At 69.3% G+C, this 21,164-nt stretch carries 24 protein-coding genes, 2 tRNA genes and 1 pseudogene; 16 read left to right on the forward strand and 11 right to left on the reverse strand.

What is annotated here, in order from left to right; translation table 11 throughout:
- Window positions 1-18: 18 nt before the first annotated feature.
- The 7 genes from RS883_RS00295 to RS883_RS00325 form a co-directional block, all read right to left on the reverse strand.
- Complete coding sequence (locus RS883_RS00295; RefSeq protein ID WP_315761545.1) at window positions 19-657, reverse strand: TetR/AcrR family transcriptional regulator; 639 nt, start codon at window positions 655-657, stop codon at window positions 19-21.
- 43 nt (window positions 658-700) lie between these two features.
- A tRNA-Phe gene (locus RS883_RS00300) sits at window positions 701-776 on the reverse strand.
- Window positions 777-818: 42 nt separating this feature from the next.
- Complete coding sequence (locus tag RS883_RS00305) at window positions 819-1,004, reverse strand: DNA gyrase inhibitor YacG (protein WP_315761547.1); 186 nt, start codon at window positions 1,002-1,004, stop codon at window positions 819-821.
- Entirely contained in the window at window positions 1,001-1,960 is a 960-nt protein-coding gene (locus tag RS883_RS00310) for a ribonuclease (RefSeq protein WP_315761549.1), read from the reverse strand. Before RS883_RS00310 ends, RS883_RS00305 begins: the two co-directional genes overlap by 4 nt.
- On the reverse strand, window positions 1,953-2,522 hold the full coding sequence (locus RS883_RS00315) for a nucleoside triphosphate pyrophosphatase (RefSeq protein ID WP_315761551.1): 570 nt from the start codon (window positions 2,520-2,522) through the stop codon (window positions 1,953-1,955). The genes RS883_RS00310 and RS883_RS00315 overlap by 8 nt, the downstream gene beginning before the upstream one ends.
- Window positions 2,523-2,548: 26 nt before the next feature.
- Window positions 2,549-2,803, reverse strand: coding sequence for a translation initiation factor IF-1 (gene infA / locus RS883_RS00320; protein WP_315761553.1), 255 nt, complete (start codon window positions 2,801-2,803; stop codon window positions 2,549-2,551).
- A 182-nt stretch (window positions 2,804-2,985) separates the two neighbouring features.
- The gene (locus RS883_RS00325) at window positions 2,986-3,168 is read right to left on the reverse strand and encodes a hypothetical protein (RefSeq protein WP_315761555.1); all 183 of its coding nucleotides are present in this window, start codon (window positions 3,166-3,168) and stop codon (window positions 2,986-2,988) included.
- Window positions 3,169-3,260: 92 nt separating this feature from the next.
- Here RS883_RS00325 and RS883_RS00330 point away from each other — a divergent pair, with 92 nt between their 5' ends.
- The gene (locus tag RS883_RS00330) at window positions 3,261-3,737 is read left to right on the forward strand and encodes an energy transducer TonB (RefSeq protein ID WP_315761557.1); all 477 of its coding nucleotides are present in this window, start codon (window positions 3,261-3,263) and stop codon (window positions 3,735-3,737) included.
- Window positions 3,738-3,763: 26 nt separating this feature from the next.
- Here the strand turns inward: RS883_RS00330 and RS883_RS00335 are convergent.
- A tRNA-Gln gene (locus RS883_RS00335) sits at window positions 3,764-3,837 on the reverse strand.
- Between the two features lie 164 nt (window positions 3,838-4,001).
- On the opposite strand from RS883_RS00335, the gene RS883_RS00340 reads away from it, so the two are divergent.
- Together RS883_RS00340 and RS883_RS00345 are read left to right on the forward strand one after the other, a co-directional pair.
- Window positions 4,002-5,048, forward strand: coding sequence for a Ppx/GppA phosphatase family protein (locus tag RS883_RS00340; RefSeq protein WP_315761559.1), 1,047 nt, complete (start codon window positions 4,002-4,004; stop codon window positions 5,046-5,048).
- Entirely contained in the window at window positions 5,045-5,719 is a 675-nt protein-coding gene (locus RS883_RS00345; protein WP_315761561.1) for an RlmE family RNA methyltransferase, read from the forward strand. The genes RS883_RS00340 and RS883_RS00345 overlap by 4 nt, the downstream gene beginning before the upstream one ends.
- Before the next feature lie 24 nt (window positions 5,720-5,743).
- On the opposite strand, the gene mnmA is transcribed toward RS883_RS00345, so the two are convergent.
- The gene (gene mnmA, locus RS883_RS00350; RefSeq protein ID WP_315761563.1) at window positions 5,744-6,859 is read right to left on the reverse strand and encodes a tRNA 2-thiouridine(34) synthase MnmA; all 1,116 of its coding nucleotides are present in this window, start codon (window positions 6,857-6,859) and stop codon (window positions 5,744-5,746) included.
- A 114-nt stretch (window positions 6,860-6,973) separates the two neighbouring features.
- Between mnmA and RS883_RS00355 the strand changes: the two genes are divergently transcribed.
- The 3 genes from RS883_RS00355 (at window position 6,974) to RS883_RS00365 (ending at window position 8,033) form a co-directional block, all read left to right on the forward strand.
- Window positions 6,974-7,180, forward strand: a complete 207-nt coding sequence (locus RS883_RS00355; protein ID WP_315761565.1) for a hypothetical protein — start codon at window positions 6,974-6,976, stop codon at window positions 7,178-7,180.
- A 98-nt stretch (window positions 7,181-7,278) separates the two neighbouring features.
- Entirely contained in the window at window positions 7,279-7,578 is a 300-nt protein-coding gene (locus RS883_RS00360; RefSeq protein ID WP_315765208.1) for a DUF1153 domain-containing protein, read from the forward strand.
- Between the two features lie 203 nt (window positions 7,579-7,781).
- Entirely contained in the window at window positions 7,782-8,033 is a 252-nt protein-coding gene (locus tag RS883_RS00365) for a GlsB/YeaQ/YmgE family stress response membrane protein (protein WP_184027603.1), read from the forward strand.
- A 100-nt stretch (window positions 8,034-8,133) separates the two neighbouring features.
- Here the strand turns inward: RS883_RS00365 and RS883_RS00370 are convergent, their stop codons facing one another.
- Window positions 8,134-8,850 carry an SIMPL domain-containing protein gene (locus RS883_RS00370; RefSeq protein WP_315761567.1) on the reverse strand — a complete coding sequence of 239 codons (717 nt, stop codon included), beginning with the start codon at window positions 8,848-8,850 and terminating at the stop codon, window positions 8,134-8,136.
- 248 nt (window positions 8,851-9,098) lie between these two features.
- On the opposite strand from RS883_RS00370, the gene RS883_RS00375 reads away from it, so the two are divergent.
- Genes RS883_RS00375 through RS883_RS00385 form a run of 3 tightly spaced genes read left to right on the forward strand, consistent with a single transcriptional unit; the run spans window position 9,099 to window position 14,851 of the window.
- Complete coding sequence (locus tag RS883_RS00375; RefSeq protein WP_315761569.1) at window positions 9,099-10,289, forward strand: efflux RND transporter periplasmic adaptor subunit; 1,191 nt, start codon at window positions 9,099-9,101, stop codon at window positions 10,287-10,289.
- A gap of 25 nt (window positions 10,290-10,314) precedes the next feature.
- A complete protein-coding gene (locus RS883_RS00380; RefSeq protein WP_315761571.1) occupies window positions 10,315-13,521 on the forward strand; it encodes an efflux RND transporter permease subunit in 3,207 nt (1,068 codons plus the stop codon).
- Window positions 13,522-13,579: 58 nt separating this feature from the next.
- Window positions 13,580-14,851, forward strand: a complete 1,272-nt coding sequence (locus RS883_RS00385) for a DUF445 domain-containing protein (RefSeq protein WP_409977367.1) — start codon at window positions 13,580-13,582, stop codon at window positions 14,849-14,851.
- Window positions 14,852-15,075: 224 nt separating this feature from the next.
- Here the strand turns inward: RS883_RS00385 and RS883_RS00390 are convergent, their stop codons facing one another.
- Window positions 15,076-15,759 carry an HAD-IB family hydrolase gene (locus RS883_RS00390; protein ID WP_315761572.1) on the reverse strand — a complete coding sequence of 228 codons (684 nt, stop codon included), beginning with the start codon at window positions 15,757-15,759 and terminating at the stop codon, window positions 15,076-15,078.
- Window positions 15,760-15,809: 50 nt separating this feature from the next.
- Between RS883_RS00390 and RS883_RS00395 the strand changes: the two genes are divergently transcribed.
- From RS883_RS00395 to RS883_RS00425, 7 genes and pseudogenes are all read left to right on the forward strand, one after another.
- Window positions 15,810-16,916 (forward strand): ABC transporter permease, encoded by a 1,107-nt coding sequence (locus tag RS883_RS00395; protein ID WP_315761574.1) that lies wholly within the window; start codon window positions 15,810-15,812, stop codon window positions 16,914-16,916.
- Window positions 16,913-17,758 carry an ABC transporter ATP-binding protein gene (locus RS883_RS00400; RefSeq protein ID WP_315761576.1) on the forward strand — a complete coding sequence of 282 codons (846 nt, stop codon included), beginning with the start codon at window positions 16,913-16,915 and terminating at the stop codon, window positions 17,756-17,758. Before RS883_RS00395 ends, RS883_RS00400 begins: the two co-directional genes overlap by 4 nt.
- A gap of 3 nt (window positions 17,759-17,761) precedes the next feature.
- Complete coding sequence (locus RS883_RS00405) at window positions 17,762-18,727, forward strand: MlaD family protein (RefSeq protein ID WP_315761578.1); 966 nt, start codon at window positions 17,762-17,764, stop codon at window positions 18,725-18,727.
- Window positions 18,728-18,739: 12 nt separating this feature from the next.
- Window positions 18,740-19,318: an ABC-type transport auxiliary lipoprotein family protein gene (locus RS883_RS00410; protein WP_315761580.1), complete on the forward strand. Its 579-nt coding sequence runs from the start codon at window positions 18,740-18,742 to the stop codon at window positions 19,316-19,318.
- A gap of 131 nt (window positions 19,319-19,449) precedes the next feature.
- A pseudogene (locus RS883_RS17095) lies at window positions 19,450-19,983 on the forward strand (patatin-like phospholipase family protein); the annotation flags it as partial.
- A 171-nt stretch (window positions 19,984-20,154) separates the two neighbouring features.
- Window positions 20,155-20,478: a DUF3734 domain-containing protein gene (locus RS883_RS17100; RefSeq protein ID WP_409977422.1), complete on the forward strand. Its 324-nt coding sequence runs from the start codon at window positions 20,155-20,157 to the stop codon at window positions 20,476-20,478.
- A 44-nt stretch (window positions 20,479-20,522) separates the two neighbouring features.
- Window positions 20,523-21,161 carry a DUF1345 domain-containing protein gene (locus RS883_RS00425; protein ID WP_315761583.1) on the forward strand — a complete coding sequence of 213 codons (639 nt, stop codon included), beginning with the start codon at window positions 20,523-20,525 and terminating at the stop codon, window positions 21,159-21,161.
- Window positions 21,162-21,164 lie beyond the last annotated feature (3 nt).

Below are 21,164 nucleotides of genomic sequence, written 5' to 3' on the forward strand. Positions count from 1 at the left end.
CGCGGTACAGAAAAAAGTTCAGGCGGTCGGCCAGGTCATGAGCGCCAGATCGACCGTGCGATCGAGCTGCTCGCGCGTGGCGCCCGCGCCCGCCTGCACCGCCAGGCCCTGCATGACCGCGAACAGATAATTGATGAGGTCGTCGGGCGAGAGCTCGGGCCCGAAGTCGCCCTCGGCCTGCGCGCGGGCGAAGCGGTCGACCATCGCCGCGTGCGAGGAGGCCCGGCGGGCGATCACTTCCTCGCGAATCGCCTGCGCATCGTCGCCGCAGGCATTGCCGCTGATGACGCCCAGGCACCCCTTGGCGGCGCAGTCGCTGGTCTGGTTGGCGACGCCGCCGCGCAGCATCCGCTCGACCACGCCCTTCGCGGTCGGCGCGGCCAACGCGGCGCGGACATAATCCAGCTTCTCGCGCTCATAGAGGTCGAGCGCGTGGCGAAAGAGCGATTCCTTGTTGCCGAACGCGGCGTACATACTGGGCCGCGTGATCCCCATCGCCTCTGTCAGCTCGGTGATCGACGCGCCCTCATAGCCCTTGGTCCAGAACACGCGCAGCGCCGCGGCGAGCGCGGTTTCCGTGCAGAAGCCGCGCGGGCGGCCCTTGTGCGGATGCGCATCGCTGACTTGGGTTTCGGGACGTTCGAGAACGGTGGCCATCGGACCCATATACGGCGTCGAGCCGGCGCTTTCAAATCGATGATGGTGCCCGGGGACGGAGTCGAACCGCCGACACTGCGATTTTCAGTCGCATGCTCTACCAACTGAGCTACCCGGGCACGGGTTCCTGGCGGCCCTGGGTGCCGCTGGGAGCGCGCCTCTTAGTCGCGCGAATCGGCGCTGTCCAGCCCGTCTGCTTCACCGGGTTCAACTGGACGCCCGGGCAGGCGATATCCCTCACCCAACCATTGCAAGAGGTCGCGGTCACGGCACCCGCGCGAACAGAAGGGCGCGTGGTCGGCATGGGTCGGCGTGCCGCAGATCGGGCAGCCCTTCCTGGTCGTCATCGTGGCTCCTCGGCGACGAAGCGCGCGGCAACGCCGGTGCGCCGCGCCAGTTCGTCGATCAGATCGGGGCGGCGCGCCAGCCAGCGTGCCGCGGGTTCGGACACGATATGGGTATCGGGCGCGGGCGGCGGAACCCGCTCGGCGATGCGCAGCGCCGCGCGCGCGGCATGGCCGGCGGGATCGGCCATTATCTGCTCGGGCAGCGACGCGCGCGTCCGGCGGCGCACGAGCTGAAGGAAGCCGAAGCCGTTGATCGCCGTCCGCTCGAACGGCTGGGGCAGGGCGGCATCGATCGCGGCGGCGGCGGCATTTCGCTCCGCCTTGTCGGCCAGTGTCGGAAAGTCGATGCCGATCGAGCCGCCGATGCCGTGCCGCTCGATCGCCTGTGCCGCGGCATGCGCGGCGGCAATCGACAGGGCCCCGTGCGGCGGCGCGCCGTCGACGTCGAACAAAGTCATCGCCGGCGTCACCGCCATGCGCAGCCAGCCGCCGGGAAAGGCGATGTCGCCCGTCACCGCCTCGTCGATCACCTCCGACCAGCCGGCGTCCTCCAGCGCGTCGTGCTGATGGGGACGAAGCTCGATTACCGGTACGCCGGTCGCGGCGATGCGTTCGCGAAGCGTGGGGCCGGGCCGCGGCGCCCCTTCGGCCGGCACCGCCTTGGGCAGCCGGCGCTTGCCGCGCTCGACGATCCCCTCGCGCACGATGCGGACGGTCAGCGCCGCGCCTTGGGTGATGCCGGGCGGCAGCGGCTCGACCAGCGCTTCGCCCTGCTTGTCGGCGAGCACCACCTTGCCGGTGCGCGGGCCGTTCCGCTCGGCCAGCCGCGCGCGGACGATCGCGCCCTCACGCGGGCCGCCGCCGTCCACTTCGATCCGTGCCTTCCAGATGCGACCTCGCGACACCAGCGCGGCGCGGGCCTCGCCGACCCCGGCCTCGTACAGCCACTCAGCCAAGCGCTACGCCCGCACTCTCCAGAAGCGTCCGCGTGTCGTAGAGCGGCAGGCCGACCACGCCCGAATGGCTGCCCGCCAGATGCCGCACGAACGCCTCGGCACGGCCCTGGATGGCATAGCCGCCCGCCTTGCCCAGCCCCTCGCCGCAATCGATGTATCGGTCGATCTCCGCCTCGGTCAGCCGCTTGAACGCGACGACCGTGTCGGCCAGCCGGATGCGCGCGCGCCCATCGATGCCGATCACGCACACCGCCGACAGCGCATGATGGCGCCGCCCGGACAGCAGCCCGAGCAGCTTGCGCTGGACCTCGACCGTCTCGGCGGGCGGCAGGATGCGGCGACCGAGCGCGATCGTCGTGTCGCCGGCAACGACCACCTCATCGGCGGCGCGGTCCACCGCGCGCGCCTTGGCCTCTGCCAGCCGCAGCGCATAGACGCGCGGCAACTCGGCCTTGAGCGGCGATTCGTCGATGTCGGGGGCGGCCACCCGGTCGGGCACCGCGCCGATGCGCGCGAGCAGGTCGCGCCGCCGCGGCGAGGTCGAGGCGAGCACGAGCTTCACGGAGGTGTGCGGGTCGGGCTGGGTCGTCAGGACGACGACGACGGGCCGGGGCCACCGCGACCCGGCATGAAGCGATAGGTGATGCGCCCCTTGGTGAGGTCATAGGGGGTCAGTTCGACCAGCACCTCGTCGCCCACCAGCACGCGGATGCGGTTCTTGCGCATCTTGCCGGCGGTGTGCCCCAAAATCTCGTGATCGTTCTCGAGGCGGACGCGAAACATCGCGTTGGGGAGCAATTCCACCACGCGCCCGCGCATTTCGAGCAGTTCTTCCTTGGCCAAACGCAGTCCTCACGGGGTTCGCAAAAGTCGCGGGCCTATACGCCCGCGGGCATGAAAAAGAAAGCGCCGCTGCGGCTTGGGCCGGGGCGACACGCGATTCGGCGCCTCAGCCATGGTTCAGATGCCACAGGACACTTCTTATATAGTGACGATGACGCGTGTTTCGAGGGGCCGGCGATGAGCTATGGCGCGGTGCATGGGCGCGAACGGCTGCCCGGCGCGATCGCCGCGCTGGCGTCGACGGGGCTGTTCGGCTGGGCGCTGATCGTCGGGCTCGGCTTCGATCCGGTGACCCGCGTGGCAGAGACGCTGCACACCTTCATCGTCGCGCCCGAGCCGCCCCCGCCGCCACCCGACCCGGTCATCCCCCGCCCCCCGCCGCGACAAACGGCCGGAGGGCGAGGCGGCGCCGCCCAACCTGCGCTCCAAGGCCACGCAAGTCACCGCGCCCAAGCCGATGGTCGTCCTGCCCCTGCCTCCGCCGCCGATCGTCGTCGCCGAAAAGCCCGGCCCCGGCGTCCAGGCGACCAGCGGCGCGGCCGACGTGCCGGGTCCGGGAACGGGCGCGGGCGGTGTCGGCAACGGCTTCGGCGCCGGGGGCTCGGGCGATGGCGAGGGTGGAGGCTGGGAGGACGAGACGCCGCCCATCCAGATCCGCGGCGACATCAGCCGCGCCGACTATCCCGCGCACCTGGCCGACAACGGCATCGGCGGGACGGTGGGCGTGCGTTATCGTGTCGACCCCGATGGCCGCGCACGCGATTGCCGCGTTACCCGGTCGAGCGGCGTGCGCGAACTCGACACGCTCACCTGCGACTATATCCAGCGCCGCTTTCGCTTCCGCCCCTCCCGCGACGGCCGCGGCCGTCCGGTCTCGGCCGAAATCGTCGAGAACCACGAATGGGTCGCGGAACGGGTGATGGAGGAAGAATGAGCGCCGCGTGGAGCGCTCTGGTGCGATGGATGCCCCGCGTGGATTCGAACCACGATTGACGGAGTCAGAGTCCGTAGTCTTACCATTAGACGACAGGGCAGCGTCGCAAGGCGCGCCACATAGGCTGGGGTTCGGGGGCGGTCAACCCCGGTTTACCGGCCGTCGCGCACCGCCCCTTGTGGACCACCAATCCGTGGGTTAGCTTGGGGGCAACCACCGGCGGCACTCTTTGCCGTGACGGACAGAACATAAGCGAGATACGGCATGGGGGACCCTTCCGCCCAGTCGCCGAAGCGGCACCGCCCCGGACCGGTGCCTGCCCGATCGGCCGACCCGCCCGGCAAGCGCCGCGCGCGCGGGTCAGAACCGCGGCATTATGCCGCGCTCGACCTTGGCACCAACAATTGCCGGTTGCTGATCGCCCGTCCGCAGGGACAGGGCTTTGCCGTGATCGACGCGTTCTCGCGGATCGTCCGGCTGGGCGAGGGCCTGGCCGCCAGCGGCCGGCTGTCCGATGCCGCGATCGAGCGGACGATCGCCGCGCTCAAGATCTGTGCCGAGAAGCTGAAGCGCCGCAACGTCACCCTCGCACGATCGGTCGCGACCGAGGCGTGCCGCCGCGCCTCCAACGGCCCCGAGTTCATTACGCGCGTGCTTGCCGAAACCGGCATCCGCCTGGACATCATCTCCGCCGAAGAGGAAGCGCGGCTGGCGGTGCTCGGCTGCCATGCGCTGCTCGAACCCGGCGACGGGCCGGCGCTGGTCTTCGACATCGGCGGCGGCTCGACCGAGCTCGTCCTCGTCGATAACCGCGAGCCGGCACCGCGTGTGCTCGACTGGCACAGCGCGCCCTGGGGCGTCGTGTCGCTGACAGAGGGCGTGCCGCCCGAACCTGATGAGGCGCTTATCGACCATTATGCCCGCATGCGCGACCGCGTCGCCCAGGCCTTCGCCCCCTTCGCTGCCCGCGTCGGCCGGCCGGTCGGCGTGCCGCGCCTGCTCGGCACCAGCGGCACGGTGACGACGCTGGCGAGCGTCCATCTGGGTCTGTCGGCCTATGACCGCTCCGCGATCGACGGCCTGATCGTGCCCGCCGATGCGATGCGGGAGGTGAGCGGGCGCTTGGCGGCCATGAACCTGTCCGAACGATCGCGCGTACCGTGCATCGGCAGCGAGCGCGCCGACCTGGTCGTGGCGGGCTGCGCGATCCTGGAGGCGATCCTCGACCTCTGGCCCGCCGAGCGGCTGGGCATCGCCGACCGCGGCATCCGCGAGGGCATCCTGCGCCGCCTGATGCAGGGGCCGGCATGAGCCGCGGCGGCAGCGGCAGCCGGGTGCGCGTGCGCACCTCGCGCGGGCGGACGGCGCAGTCGAACCGCTGGCTGGAACGGCAGCTCAACGACCCGTACGTCAAGCGCGCCAAGGCCGAGGGCTATCGCAGCCGCGCGGCTTACAAGCTGATCGAGCTCGACGAGAAATTCTCGTTCCTGAGGGGCTCGAAGCGCGTCGTCGACCTAGGCCTGGCCCCCGGCGGCTGGAGCCAGGTCGTGCGCCGGCGCCTGCCGCAGGCGAGCGTCGTCGGCATCGACCTGCTGCCCGTCGACCCGATCGACGGCGTCACGATCCTCCAGATGGATTTCCTGACCGACGCCGCGCCAGACCGGCTGAAGGAAGCGCTGGGGGGCGAGGCGGACCTCGTCCTGTCCGACATGGCCGCCAACACCGTCGGCCACCCGCAGACCGACGCGCTGCGCACCGCGGCACTGGTCGAGGCGGCGCATCTGTTCGCCTGCGAGGTGCTGCGCGAAGGCGGCACCTTCGTCGCCAAGGTGTTCGCCGGCGGCGGCGACAGCGCGATGGTCGCCGAAATGAAGCGCAACTTCGCCAGCGTGAAGCACGCCAAGCCGCCGTCGAGCCGCAAGGGATCGGTCGAGTGGTTCGTCGTCGCGGCCGGGTTCAAGGGGCGGCGCGAGGCGGAGTAGCCACGGCCGTCGCCGGGCTGGCCCTCAGGCCGCCTCCACCACCCGCGCCGGCTCGGTCTCGGCGATCCAGCCGCCGCCGAGCACGCGGTCGCCTGCGTACAGCACCGCTGCCTGACCTGGCGCCACGCCATATTCGGGCGCATCGAACAGCACCCGGTCGCCCTCCAGCCGCGCGGGCACGGGCCGCGCCAGCGAGCGCACCTTGACCGTCATCGCCGCGCCCTCGGCCCCCTCGCCCAGCCAGTTCAGCCCTTCGATCCGCGCCGCGCCGACCGCCAGCGCCGCGCGCGGACCGACGATCACGCGCTTGGCCGTGGCATCCAGCCGGACCACATAGAGCGGCTCGGCCAGCCCGCCGATCTCCAGCCCGCGCCGCTGGCCGACCGTATAGTTCACCAGCCCCGGATGCCGCCCGAGCACGCGGCCGTCGACATGGACGATCGCCCCGCCCTCGGCCGCTTCGGGACGCAGCTTGCGCACCAAACCGGCATAGTCGCCGTCGGGGACGAAGCAGATGTCCTGGCTGTCGGGCTTGGCGGCGACACCCAGGCCGAGTTCGGCCGCAAGCTCGCGCACCGCCGCCTTGGGCAGGCCGCCCAGCGGGAAGCGCAGGTAATCGAGCTGCACGCGCGTCGTCGCGAACAGGAAATAACTCTGGTCGCGCGCGGGATCGACCGCGCGGTGGAGCTCGGCGCCGTGCGCCCCCTCGACCCGGCGAACATAGTGCCCGGTCGCCAGGCAGTCGGCCCCCAGTTGGCGCGCCAGCGCGAACAGGTCGGTGAACTTGGGCCCCATGTTGCATTTCACGCACGGGATCGGCGTGCGGCCGGCGAGATATTCGTCGGCGAAGTCGTCGACCACCTGCTCGCGAAAGCTCGTCTCGTGGTCGAACACGTAATGCGCGATGCCCAGCTTGTCGCACACCGCGCGCGCGTCGCGGATGTCGCGTCCGGCGCAGCATGCGCCCGGCCGCGCCGTCGCTTCGCCATGGTCGTAGAGCTGGAGCGTGATGCCGATCGTCTCCGCCCCCGACCGCGCGGCCAGCGCCGCCACGACCGAACTGTCGACGCCGCCCGACATGGCGACGACAATACGGCGCGCCGACAAGGGCGCGGAAAGCTGGAAATCGGGCAGGATCATCGCCCGCCCACATAGGCGCGGCGACAAACGGATGCAAAATCCGTCGGCTTTTACGCGACCTTCAGCAATCGCCCTTAAGCCCGGCCGAATGGTACGGCGTGACGGTAACGAAGCATGGACCTGAGCCACGGGCGCTTTGCCCGCGACACGGTCGCAGGTCCGGGCGTCGCGGGTCTGGCGATGCTGCTCGCTTCGGCGGCGGCACGCCAGGCGGCGACGCCGACGGCGCGGCTGGCGGTGCGTTTGGCGACGGTCGGTCGCACCGCCGGAGCGTTCGATCGCGAAACCGCCCGAATGTTGCACAGCATGGTTCAGGGATGAAGGCGATGTTTACCTTGGGATTTTAGCCGATCTTAGACCGGCGCGTGTAGTTACGGTTGCGTAAGAGAGGGGGCCCCCGCCCCGATCGAGGTATGGGTATGATCGAGAACCAGAAAATCAGGCCGGCAAAGGTGATCGGGCCGCTCGGCGAGCCGCTGACGCTCGACACGCTGCCGCCGCCCAACACCACGCGGTGGGTCGTGCGTCGCAAGGCCGAAGTGGTCGCCGCGGTCAATGGCGGGCTCCTGTCCGTCGACGAGGTGTGCGAACGCTATGGCCTGACGGTCGAGGAATTCGCCGGGTGGCAGCGCGCCATCGATCGCTCGGGCATGCCGGGCCTGCGCGTCACCCGCATCCAGCATTATCGTTCGCTCTACGAGCGGCAGCAGAAATACTGAGATCGGTCCGGAACAGCCGATGTCTCCCCTGGGGGCGGCCTGCTATGCGGGTCGCCCCATTTTCATGGCCCGATGCAGTATCCGCAAAGTTCCCTTGACTTGAATCAAAACACGTTTGGAACATTCAAGCGCGTAACGAGTCGTATCCCCCAGAAGCCCGGGTGTGGACGGGCTGGTAACGGAGGGACGGAACAATGGATCTCGTGGGTCTTATCATCTGGCTGGTGGTCGGCGGTGTGGTTGGTTGGCTGGCCAGCATGGTCATGCGCACCGATGCGCAGCAGGGTATCCTGCTCAACATCGTCGTCGGCATCGTCGGCGCGTTCGTCGGCGGCCTGCTGTTCGGCGGCTCGATCAACGCCGGCGTGACGCTGTACACCTTCATCAGCTCGCTGGTCGGTGCAATCATCCTGCTGGCGATCGTCAACCTCGTCCGTCGCGGCCGCGTCCGCTAAGGACAGCGCCACTGCGGCCGAAGAAAGGGGCCGCCGGTTCGATCCGGCGGCCCTTTTTCGATTCCGCCGTCCCGAGGTCGAACCCGGGACGGCGGGCACCTCACTTCAGCACGAACCGCACGGTCACCGTGGCGGTGATGTCCTGCTCGCCCGCGGTGATCCGCGTCGCGGGCGCCGCGTCCATCCGCGCCATCATCATCTGCGGCTGGATCGGGCCGCCGACGCGCTCGCTTCCCTCTCCGATCGCGACGATCCGCTCGACGCGCAGCCCCGCCGCCTTGGCGTAGAGTTCGGCCCGCGCCCGGGCACGCGCGATCGCATCGGCACGCGCCTCGTCCATCGCCGCATCCGGGTTGGCGAGCGTCAGCGTTGGACCCTCGATCTGGTTCGCGCCCTCTCGCACCAGCGTGTCGAGGATGGTCCCGCTCCTGGCGATGTCGCGAAAGCGGACGGTGACGCGGTTCGACGCCTGATAGCCGGTGATGACCGGCGGCACGTTCTCGCCATAGCGATATTGCGGCGACAGGCTGATCGTCGCGGTGCGCACATCGCGGTCGGCAACGCCCGCGCGCTTCAGCGCGGTGAGCACGCGGTCCATGCGCTGCGCATTCTCCGACAGCGCCGCCGCCGCGGTCGGCGCCTGCGTCACCACGCCCGCGTCGATGACGGCGAGGTCGGGCGTCCGCACCGACCGCCCCTCCGCGACCACGTCGAGCAGCGCCGCGTCGGGCAGGATCGGCGTCGTCGCGACCTGCTGTGCGGCGGCCATCGCCGGCATCGCAGCGGCGGCGATCAGCGTTGCGGTCATCATCCTCATCATCGTCTCGTCGTCCTTCAGCCACGTTCCGGCGACGACCGTTTCGCAGCCGGCACCTCAACCGAGCCTGAACGAAACCGCGAGGATTCCGCCGGTTCCTATAGCATCTTCTTGCGCGAAGGACCGGAATCGAGCATGTCGCGATCGAACCTGGCTTGAGGTCGGTGACTTATTCCGATAATACAGCTTGAGCGAACAAGCGTGGTGCCTGCGCCGATTGGGGGGTGACGGGCCGCAAAGGGTGCAGGATGAACTACGAGACTTCGACGATCGATGCCGATGGCCGCCTGCTGACCGATGCGAGCGCGCCGCCGCCCTCGCGGCGGAAGCGCTGGATCATCGCGGTGGTGCTGGTGCTCGTCGCCGCACTGGCCGCCTGGTATTTCCTACGGCCCAAGCCGGTCGAGGTCGACCCGCTGAAGGGCAACGGCGCCCGCGCGACGCAGATTCCCTCGATCAGCGTCGCCGTGCCGGGCCGCGACACCGTCCGCACGATCATCTCGGGCACCGGCAGCCTGGCTGCGCGACGCGAGATGCCGATCGGCGTCGTCGGCGAAGGCGGCCTCGTCACCCGCGTGCTCGTCGAGCCGGGTAGCTGGGTCCGCGCCGGCCAGGTGCTCGCCACCGTCGATCGTAGCGTCCAGGCCGAAACCGCCGAATCGCTCGCCGCGCAGGTCCGCGTCGCACGCGCCGATGCCGAGATTGCCGAGTCGGAACTGACCCGCGCCCAGCAGCTCGTCGACCGCGGCTTCATCTCGAAGGCGGACGTCGAGCGCCGCACCGCCACCCGCGATGCCGCCCGTGCCCGCGTCTCGGTCGCCGAGGCGCAGCTGGGTGAGACGCGCGCGCGCAACCGCCGCCTCGACATTCGGTCGCCCGCCTCCGGCCTCGTCCTCGCCCGCGCGGTCGAGCCGGGTCAGATTGTCGGCGGCGGCCAGGGCGTGCTGTTCCGCATCGCGATGGACGGCCAGATGGAAATGCGCGCCCAGCTCGCCGAGAGCGACCTCGTCCGCGTCCGCGCCGGCGCGCCGGCCGAGGTGACGCCGGTCGGCTCGACCACCGCGGTCAAGGGTCAGGTGTGGCAGGTCTCGCCCATCATCGACCCCCAGACGCGCCAGGGCATCGCGCGCATCGCACTTCCCTATGCCGAGAGCCTGCGCCCCGGCGGCTTTGCCAGCGCGTCAATCGTCGCGGGTGCCGCGGTGGCGCCGCAGCTTCCCGAATCGGCGGTGCTGAGCGACGGCAAGGGCAATTTCGTCTATATCGTCGACGCCAAGAACCAGGTCGTGCGCCGCGACGTGCGCATCGGCGAGGTGTCCGACCGCGGCGTGTCGATCGCCAGCGGTCTCGACGGCACCGAGCGCATCGTCCTGTCCGCGGGTGGGTTCCTGGCGCCGGGTCAGAAGGTCAAGCCGACGCTCGTGAAGATCGAGCGCTGAGACTCAAGCGAAGGACAAACGGTCGGTGAACTTCCGCAACATCTCGGCCTGGTCGATCCGCAACCCGGTCCCTTCGCTCGTCCTGTTCGCCGCGCTGACGCTGGCGGGTCTCGTCAGCTTCATGCGGATGGACGTCAACAACGAGCCCGACGTCGAGTTTCCGATCGCGATCGTCGTCGTCAGCCAGCCGGGCGCCGCCCCCAGCGAGCTCGAGACGCAGGTGACGCAGCGCGTCGAATCCGCCGTCCGCTCGCTCCAGGGCATCGACGAGATTTCGTCGAACGTTCAGGAAGGCTCGTCGACCACCGTCGTCCAGCTCGCGATCGGCACCCCGATCGATCGCGCGGTGCAGGACGTGCGCGAGGCGATCACCCAGATCCGCAGCGAGCTGCCCGACGGCATCCTCGAGCCGCAGATCTATCGCGCCAACACCACCGACAACGACCTGGCGAGCTTCACCGCGATCGCGCCCGACATGACGATCGAGCAGCTCAGCTGGTACGTCGACAACACCGTCGCCAAGGAATTGCTGTCGGTTCCCGGCCTGTCGACGGTCGAGCGCATCGGCGGCGTCGACCGTGAGATCCGCGTCGTCCTCGACCCCGTCAAGCTCCAGGCGCTCGGCCTGACCGCGACGCAGGTCAACAACCAGCTTCGCCAGGTGAACCTGAACGCCGCCGGCGGCCGCGCGGAGATCGCCGGGTCGGAACAGGCGGTGCGCGTGCTCGGCAACGCCGAAACCGCCTACAGCCTGGGCCAGCAGCAGATCGCGGTCGGCGACGGCCGCACCGTGCGCCTGTCCGACATCGCCCGCGTGATCGACGGCTATGCCGAGGTCCGGTCGAAGGCCGAATACAACAAGCGCCAGGTGATCGCGTTCGACATCAAGCGCGCCAAGGGCGCCTCCGACGTCAACGTCTTCTACGGCGCGACCGAGAAGCTGAAGGCACTTCAGGAGCGCAACCCCAAGGTCCGCTTCGAAAAGCTGTTCAACAACGTCAAGTACGTCGAGGACCAGTATCACAGCGCGCTGATGGCGATGGTCGAGGGCGCGGTGCTCGCCGTCATCGTCGTCTTCTTCTTCCTGCGCGACTGGCGCGCGACCGCGATCTCGGCGCTCGCCATCCCGCTGTCGGCGATCCCCGCCTTTTGGTTCATGGACATGCTGGGCTTCACGCTCAACCAGATGACGCTGCTGGCGCTCAGCCTGGTCGCGGGCGTGCTGGTCGACGACGCGATCGTGGAAATCGAGAACATCGTCCGGCACATGCGCATGGGCAAGTCCGCCTATCAGGCATCGATCGACGCCGCGGACGAGATCGGCCTGGCCGTGCTCGCGACGACGATGGCGATCGTCGCGGTGTTCCTGCCGGTCGGCCTGATGCCCGGCATCTCGGGCCAGTATTTCAAGAATTTCGGCCTGACCGTCGTCGCAGCGGTGCTGGTCAGCCTGGCGGTTGCGCGCCTCATCACGCCGATGATCGCCGCCTATTTCCTCAAGGCCAAGGGGCATGCCGAGCATGGCGAGGGCCGGGTCATGGACGCCTATGTCGGCATCCTGCGCTGGTCGCTCCGCCATGAGCGGGCGACCGCCTTCGCGGCCAAGGGCGGCTGGTGGCGCAAGCTGATCGCGCCGATCTTCGACCACCGCGTGTGGGTGGTCGGCGCCGGCGCCGCGTCGCTGGCGCTGACGCTCGTCATGTTCACCGTCCTGCCCCAGACCTTCCAGCCGACGCAGGATTCGGACGACGTCACCGCGATGATCGAGATGGTGCCCGGCACCACGCTCGCCCAGACCGACGCCGTCGTCCAGCGCGTCCAGCAGATCCTGGCGAAAGAGGACATCGTCACCGACACCTATGCGCGAAGCTTCGTCGGCAACGGGCGCGTGACCGCGATGCTCGCCGACGGGCGCAAGGAAAAGAGCAACGAGTTCGAGCGCCGCCTGGCGCCGACGCTCGCGGCGATCCCCGACGCGCGCGTCAATTTCCGCGCGCAGGGCGGCTGGGGTGGCTCGGGCCGCGACCTGACGATCACGCTGGGCGGCGAGGATCCCGTCCTGCTCGCCGAGACCGCCAACAAGATCATGGAGGAGATGGGCCGCCTGCCCAGCGTCGTCGCGCCGCGCGTGCAGGGCGACCTCCAGCGGCCGGAAATCGTCATCCGTCCGCGCATGGACCTGGCCGCCAGCATGGGCGTGACCACCGCCGCGCTCTCCAGCGCGATCCGCGTCGCGACGCTGGGCGACATCGACCAGAACAGCGCCCGTTTCGGCCTCAACGATCGTCAGATCCCGATCCGCGTCGCGCTCGACCAGAATGCGCGCGAGCGGCTGTCGACGATCCAGAACCTGCCTGTCCAGACGCAGTCGGGCGGCGCGGTGCCGCTGTCGGTGATTGCCGACATCGGTTTCGGCGCCGGGCCCACCCGCATCGACCGCGTCAACCAGCAGCGCCGCCTCAACATCGGTGCCGACCTCGCCCCCGGCGTCGTCAGCGGCACCGCGATGAAGGCGATCGACAACCTGCCGACGATGAAGAACCTGCCGATCGGCGTGAATCGGCTGACGCTGGGCCAGAGCAAGTTCCAGAACGAGATGATCGCGAACTTCATCATCGCGGTGGTGTCGGGCATCCTCCTCGTGCTCGCGGTGCTGGTGCTCCTCTACAAGCGGGTGATGCCGCCCTTCGTGAACATGGGCTCGCTGCTGCTCGCGCCGCTCGGCGGTCTGCTCGCGCTGTGGGTCACGGGTCAGCCGATCTCGATGCCGGTCTATATCGGCTTGCTGATGCTGCTCGGCATCGTCGCCAAGAACTCGATCCTCCTCATCGACTTCGCGCTGGAGGAGATGGGCAAGGGCGTCGACAAGATGACGGCGATCATCGACGCCGGGCACAAGCGCGCGCAGCCGATCGTCATGACCACGGTGGCGATGGTCGCGGGCATGGTGCCGACCGCGCTGTCCCTGTCGGGCGACGGGTCGTGGCGCGCGCCGATGGGCATCACCGTGATCGGCGGCCTGACGCTTTCGACGATCCTGACGCTGCTGATCGTCCCCGCGACCTTCAGCCTGTCGATCGCGATCGAGCGCTGGGTCGGCCCGCGCCTGTCGAAGCGGCTGCTCACCTATCGTCCCGGCGACGATGTCGAGGGTGGCCCGCCGCTCCTCGACCATCAGCCCGGCGGCCGCATCGGCTATCGCCCGGACACTGGGTCGCAGCCGGCGGAGTAACTCGAAAGGGTTCGGCGAACCGCTTGAACCTAAACCGGCTTCGGGGATTGTTGCGGACATGAATCGTCCGTTGCGCGTCCCCGGGGCAGGAGACGCTGCCCCGATCGCGCTGGTGCGCATGCGCCGCGTCGCCACCGGCCTGTTGGTGGCGATGGCGGTGCTGTTCCTGTTCGCGCGGACGCAGGCGGGCGTGCATCCCGCATGGGGCTATGTTCAGGCCTTTGCCGAGGCGGCGATGGTCGGCGGGCTTGCCGATTGGTTCGCGGTCACCGCGCTGTTCCGCCATCCGCTCGGCCTGCCCATCCCGCACACCGCGATCGTGCCCCGGAACAAAGACCGGATCGGCGACCAGCTCGGCAGCTTCCTGCGCACCAACTTCCTGATCCCCGCCGTCGTCGCGCGGCGGATGCAGCGGATCGACGTCGCCGCCGCGCTTGGCCGCTGGCTCGCCGAACCCGCCGGCGCCGCGAGCGCCACGCGCCTTCGCTACGGCGCCTCCCGCCTCGCCGCCGACATGCTCGAATCGCTCGATCAGGAGCGGCTGGGCGGCATGGTCCGCGGCGCGCTGTCCAACCAGCTTCGCGACCTAGACGTCTCGCCGTTGATCGGCCAGGCGCTGGAGGCGGCGATCGCCGACGGCCGCCACGTGCCCCTGCTCGACGGCATCGTCCGCTGGGCGGCCAAGGTGCTGGAGGCCAATGAGCATCTGGTCCGCGCGATGGTGCACGAGCGCTCGGGCTCGATCATGCGCTGGACGGGCCTGGACGAAACCCTGGCGAACAAGATCATCGGCGGCCTCAACAAACTCATCCACGACATGGCCGAGGATCCCGCCCATCCGCTCCGCGCCAAGGCTGAGGAAGGGCTCGCCAGCCTCGCCCACGACCTTCAGCACGATCCCGACACGCAGGCAAAGGTGGCGACGTTCAAGGCCGAACTGCTCGACAATCCCGCGCTCGGCGACTGGTGGCAGGGGATCTGGGAGCGGATGCGCGGCGGGATGCTGCGCATGGTCCGCGATCCCGACACGCTGCTCGCCGGCAAGCTGGGCGAGGCGCTCGCCGCACTCGGCACCACGCTCCAGGGCGATCCGCTGCTCGCCCGTACGATCAATCGCTTCGCTCGCCGCGCGGCGGTGGGCGCGGCGTCCGACTATGGCGACGCGATCGTCCGGCTGGTCAGCGACACGATCCGCGGGTGGGACGTCGCGACGATCACGATGCGGCTGGAAAACGCCGTCGGCCGCGACCTCCAGTACATCCGCATCAACGGCACGCTCGTCGGCGGCTCCGTCGGCCTCGTCCTCCACGCGGTCGAGGGGGCGCTGTGATGATGTTGGATTCGCGCAGAGGCGCAGAGAAGTCAGCGCAGGCGACTGCGCGCAGCGCCTCGACCCCAAGCATCAAGGCGCTGCGCGCGCCCGATACGAAACCGTGTCTGCGCTCTCTGCGCCTCTGCGCGAACGATAACCGTGCTCCCGCGAAGGCGGGAGCCCAGGGCCGCAAACGCCCCGTTCGTGACTCTGGGCTCCCGCCTTCGCGGGAGCACGGCAGGTCAGGTCCAGTCGAGCACCGGCCAGCCGCGTGCCGCGGCCAGCTTGCGCAGCGGCGCGTGCGGATTGACCGCGAACGGCTCGTCCGCGGCTTCCAGCATCGGCACGTCGCTGACATGGTCGCTATAGAAGCGGATATGCGCCCCGCCACGGTCCACGCCTTGCTTGGCCAGCCACGCTTCGACCATTCGCCGTTTGGCGGGGCCATAGCAATTCTCGCCCGCGACGCCGCTCACCACGTCACCCGCGTCGTCACGCCGCACTTCGGTTGCGACCACCGCATCGAAGCCGAGCCGCGCGGCGATCGCCTCCGCGTAATAGCGGTACGACGCGGTCGCGAGGACGAGGCGATACCCAGCCGCGCGGTCCGCCTCGATCCGGTCGCGCGCCTCGGCCATCACCTCGTCGCGGTCGATCGTGTCGGCAAAGGCGTCGACAAGCTCGCGCACGTCCGCCGCGCTCAGCCGACTGCCGAGCATCAGCCGCTGCGTCACCCGCTTGAGCCCTGCCCGATCGACCAGCCGCAGCGGATGACCGAGCGCCGCAACCCCGGCGAGCGGCAGCAGGACCAGTCGCCACGGCGCCCGGCGCTGCGCGCCCGCGATCAGGAACCGCGTCCAGGTCGGTCCGCGGGTGATCGTCTTGTCCATGTCGTAAATTGCGATGCGGACCATGGAACGCGTCAATACGGCTGCGCGCTTGCCGATCCAGTGCAAATCAACGATGAGGGCGGGCAATGACGCGACAAGCCGATTTCGCCCGCGATGGCGCGGGCGGCGACACGATCCGCTTTTCGGGCGACCTGTCGCTCGCGCGGTTGGGCGATCTGCCTGCGCGCCTCGACGCGGAGGGCGGCAGCGCCCGCACCCTCGACCTGTCCGGCGTCGATCGCATCGACACTGTCGGCGCATGGGTGGTCCACCGCTTCGCGCGTGATCGCGGGGCGGAGATCGTCGGGCTTCAGGGTGATGGCGAGCGGCTGATGGCGCAGGTGGTCGATGCCGACCGCCCCGTCGCCGTGCCAGCCAAGCCGCTCCCCTCGGGCCTGCGCGTTCTGGACGAGGTTGGCGCCGCGGTCGCGACCGCCGGGCGGACGCTCTATGGCCTGCTCGGCTTCATGGGCGCGACCGCGATCGCCTTTGCCAACGTCGTTCGCCATCCCAGCCGCTTCCGCTTCAACGCGACGGTCCACCGGTTCGAGGTCGTCGGCGTCTCCGCGCTCGGCATTGTCGGGCTGATGAGCTTCCTGATCGGTATCGTCATCGCGCAGCAGGGCGCGGTGCAGCTTCGCCAGTTCGGCGCGGAGGTGTTCACGATCAACCTGATTGGCCGCATCACCCTTCGCGAGCTTGGCGTGCTGATGACCGCGATCATGGTCGCGGGCCGGTCGGGCTCGGCGTTCGCGGCACAGCTCGGCACGATGAAGCTGACCGAAGAGATCGACGCGATGCGCACAATCGGCGTCAGCCCGATGGAGGCGCTGGTGCTCCCGCGCGTGCTCTCCGCCGTGCTGCTGATGCCGCTCCTCGGCTTCTATGCGTCGCTGGTCGCGATCATCGGCGGCTGCCTCCTCTGCTGGGTCAGCCTCGACATTCCGCCGATCACCTTCATCCAGCGCATCCGCGAGGTCGTGCCGATCACCGACCTCTATGTCGGCCTAGTCAAGGCGCCGGTGTTCGGCGCGATCATCGCCATGTCGGGCTGCTTCCAGGGCATGCTCGTCGAAAGCGATGCCGAGCAGGTCGGCCTTCGCACGACGAGCGCAGTGGTGCAGGCGATCTTCCTCGTCATCGTCCTCGACGCGTTCTTCGCGGTCTTCTTCACCTGGATCGGCTGGATATGAACGCGGTTTCCAACGGCCGCGACGGCGAGCCGATCATCCGTGTCGAGGGCCTCAAGAACGTCTTCGGCGAGCAGGTCGTCCACGAGAATCTCGACCTGGAGGTTCGCCGCGGCGAGATCCTGGGCGTGGTCGGCGGATCGGGTACGGGCAAGTCGGTGCTGATGCGCTCAATCGTCGGGCTCCAGAGCCCGGCGGACGGCGACATCCATGTCTTCGGCGAGCCGACGATCGGCCGCGAGGAGACCGAGGCGGTCGAGATCCGCAAGCGCTGGGGCGTGCTGTTCCAGGGCGGCGCGCTGTTCTCGACACTGACCGTCGCCGAGAATGTTCAGGTGCCGCTGCGGGAATTCTATCCCGACCTCTCCCCCGCGCTGCTGGCGGAAATCGCCAACTACAAGGTGGTGATGACCGGGCTTCCCGCCGAAGCCGGCCCCAAATATCCGGCCGAGCTGTCGGGTGGCATGAAGAAGCGTGCCGGCCTCGCCCGCGCGCTCGCGCTCGATCCCGAACTGCTGTTCCTCGACGAGCCGACCGCCGGCCTCGACCCCATTGGCGCGGCCGCCTTCGACGAGCTGACCAAGAGCCTCCAGCGCGCGCTCGGCCTCACCGTCTTCCTCATTACCCACGATCTCGACACGCTCCACGCCATCTGCGACCGCGTCGCCGTGCTGGCCGACAAGAAGGTGATCGCCGTCGGCACGATCGAGGAACTGCTCGCGCTCGATCACCCGTGGATCCAGGAATATTTCAACGGCCCCCGCGGGAGAGCCGCCGTCGACAGCGCCGACCGCGCCGCCGCTCAGCACCCAACCCCTGCCCCCGCGCCAGCGGAACCGAGGTAAGTCATGGAAACTCGCTCCAACCATGTCCTTGTCGGCGCGGTCGTCCTGATCCTGCTGGCGATGCTCGCGCTGTTCACCGTCTGGCTGGCTCGCCTGTCGGGCGGGAACGAGAAGGAGTATGACATCTTCTTCAAGCAGGCGGTCGACGGCGTGAACAAGGGGTCGCCGGTCAGCTTCTCCGGCGTGCCGTCGGGCCAGGTCACCGACATCGCGCTGTTCAAGCCCGACCCGCAGTTCGTGCGCGTGCGCATTCGCGTCAACGACGACGTGCCGATCCTCGAGGGGACCACCGCAACGATCCAGGGTATCGGCTTCACCGGCGTCAGTCAGGTCTCGCTCGACGGCGCGGTCAAGGGCGCGCCGCCGATCGGCTGCCCGCCGGGCGATTCGACCAAGGCGTGCCCGTTTGGCATCCCGGTCATCCCGACGCGTCAGGGCGGGCTCGGCGCGATCCTCAGTTCGGCGCCGCAGCTCCTGGAGCGCATCTCGACGCTGACCGAGCGGCTGACCGAGCTTCTGTCCGACCGCAACCAGAACTCCATCGCCGGCATCCTCGCCAATACGCAGCGGTTGACCGACGCGCTCGCCGATCGCGGGCCCGAGATCGCCGCGACGATGGCCGAGACGCGCGTCGCCATCCAGAAGGCGGGTGTCGCCGCGCAGCAGATCGGCGACCTGGCGCAGACGACCAACGGCGTGCTCGCGAACGATGTGAAGCCGGCGATGCAGAACCTCAACAAGGCGATCGCCTCGGCCCAGAAGAGCGCCGAGACGCTCGATTCCGCGATCGGCGACGCCCGGCCCGGCCTCCAGGCGTTCTCCAAGCAGACGGTGCCCGAGGTCGGCCAGCTCGTCTCCGACCTGCGCACGCTGACCGAGGCGCTGGCGGACGTCGCCGAGCGCGTTAATCGCGGGGGGGCGGGCTCGCTGGTGGGCTCGTCCAAGCTGCCCGATTATGAAGCCAAGTAAGGGAGCATGATGATGAAGAAGCTTGCCATCCTGCTGACGCTCCCGCTCGCGGCGTGCATCCGCTTCGGCGCGGAGCCGCCGCCCTCGCTCCTGACGCTGTCGCCCGCGACGCCGGTGCCGGTGGGCGCCGCCGCCAACAGCGGCCAGGCGCGCAACATCACCATTCGCGTGCCCTCGACGCCGCAGGAGATCGCGGTGACGCGCGTGCCGGTCCGTTCGACCGACACCAACATCGCGTACGTCAAGGACGCGCAGTGGGTCGAACCGCCCGCGCGGCTGTTCGCGCGGCTCCTGTCGGATACGGTGACGGCGCGGTCGGGCTATGTCGTCCTTTCCGGCCGCCAGTCGAACGTCGATCCCGGCGCGCAGCTGACGGGCGAGTTGCGCAACTTCGGCCTCGACGCGATAACCAGCACCGCGGTCGTCACTTTCGACGCCTCGCTGCTCCGCAAGGACGCGACCACCTTCGACAAGCGCCGTTTCGAGGCGCGCGTGCCGGTGAGCGCGATCGACGCGACCAACGCCGCCACGGGCCTGAACCAGGCGGCGAACCAGGTCGCGACCGAAGTGGCTGACTGGGTGGGTCGCTAAAGTCTTCAACGTTTCAATACGTTGAGCGGAACCTCTGGCATCGCCCGGGCTTGATCCGTGCGTAGCATCTCGCACTTGCGAGATGACGGTCGGAGGGTCGCTTGGTCGAACGCGATTTCAGCCTCGCCCTGGTGTTGAGCGGCGGCAATGCGCTCGGCGCCTATCAGGCGGGCGCGATCGAGGCGCTGCTTGACCATGGCTGGCAACCTGACTGGGTCGTGGGCGCGTCGTGAGGGTCGATCAACGGCGCGATCCTGTGCGGGAGCCCCGCCGACCAGCGGCTCACCCGGCTTCGCGCGATGTGGCAACCCGACCCGGTGGGCACCGCGGACGTGTTCGACACCGCTCGTCGCACCGCCGCCGCGCTCGCCGCATTCACCGGTGGGCGGCCGGGCATGTTTACGCCGCGCCACCTCTATGGCCCCTGGTGGAACCCGTTCGGGATCGACGAGCCGTCCAGCCTCTACGACACGCGTCCGCTGGCAGCGACGCTCGAGCAACTCGTCGACTTCGATGCGTTGAACGGCGGCACGATCCGCTATTCGGCGACAGCGATCGATGTCGAGACGGGGGAGGACGTCGTCTTCGACAATCGCGCCCACCGTCTGACCCCGAACCATATCCGCGCAAGCAGCGCACTCCTGCCCGCCTTCGCGCCTGTCGAGATCGACGGCCGGCTGTTCGCCGATGCGGGTATCTCGGCCAATCTGCCGCTCGACATCGTGCTGGCGGAAGCGAGCGATCGGCCGTTGCTCTGCATCGCGATCGACCTGCTGCCGCTCCGCGCCGCCGCCCCGCGTACGCTGGGCGAGACGCTGTCGCGCGCGCAGGACCTGATGTTCGCCAGTCAGAGCCGCCGCTCCATTGCCGCCTGGCAAGCGATCCATGACGCGCGCGTCGAAGCAGGCAGCGCGAGACGGGTCGAGTTGCTCTATCTTGCCTATGCGGACCAGGCTCAGGAGGTCAGCGGCAAGGCCTTCGACTTCTCGCCCGGTTCGGCGGCGCAGCGATGGGAAAGCGGCCGGCGCGACCTTACCGCCGCGCTGGCCGCGCTTGGGCCTGATGCGCCGTTCGCCGACAGACCGGGCCTCAATGTCCGGACGCTGACCGCCGGACAACTTACGCCGCTGCGCTGGTCGTTGAAGCCGACGCCGGTCTGATCGCACCGCTTGCACGCGAAAGCCGAGGCGCCGATGCAGAGGCGATGCACACGCGCATGCCCCATCCGCGCTTTCTCGCTTTCCTGGCGCTGCTCGGGATCGCGTTCGCCGCCGCGCTCGTTGCCGGCTGGCCGCTCGCCATCGCCTTCGTCGCGGCGTTCGATCTGGCCGCGCTGACCTTCATCCTCGGCACGCTGCCGCTGTGGCGGATCGGCAGCGACCCCGCCGGCCTTCGCGCGCGGGCGCTTCGCGACGATGGCGGCCGGCTCTTCGTCCTCCTGCTGGCAGGGCTGATCGCGATCGCCGTCCTCGTCGCGGTCGTCGACCTGCTCGGCGATCACCACAGCCGCATCCCCGGTGCCGAGCCGCTGGCGATCGCAACCGAGGTCATCGCCTGGGCTTTCGCCAACCTCGTCTACGCCTTCCACTATGCGCGGCTCTATTACGATGCCGACAAGGACGGGGGCGATCATGGCGGCATTTCGCTGCCCGGCGGCGGCACCCCCGACTTCGCCGATTTCGCCAGCTTCGCGCTCGTCATCGGCATGACGTGCCAGACCGCCGATATCGAGATCACCGGTCCGCGCATCCGCCGCGCGAGCACCATCCAGGGCCTGCTCGCCTTCTTCTTCAACCTGGGCGTGCTCGCGATCACGGTGAACATCGTCGCCGGATCGCTCTGAGCC

Origin of the sequence: Sphingomonas sp. Y38-1Y (assembly GCF_032391395.1) — a bacterium.
GTDB lineage: Bacteria > Pseudomonadota > Alphaproteobacteria > Sphingomonadales > Sphingomonadaceae > Sphingomonas.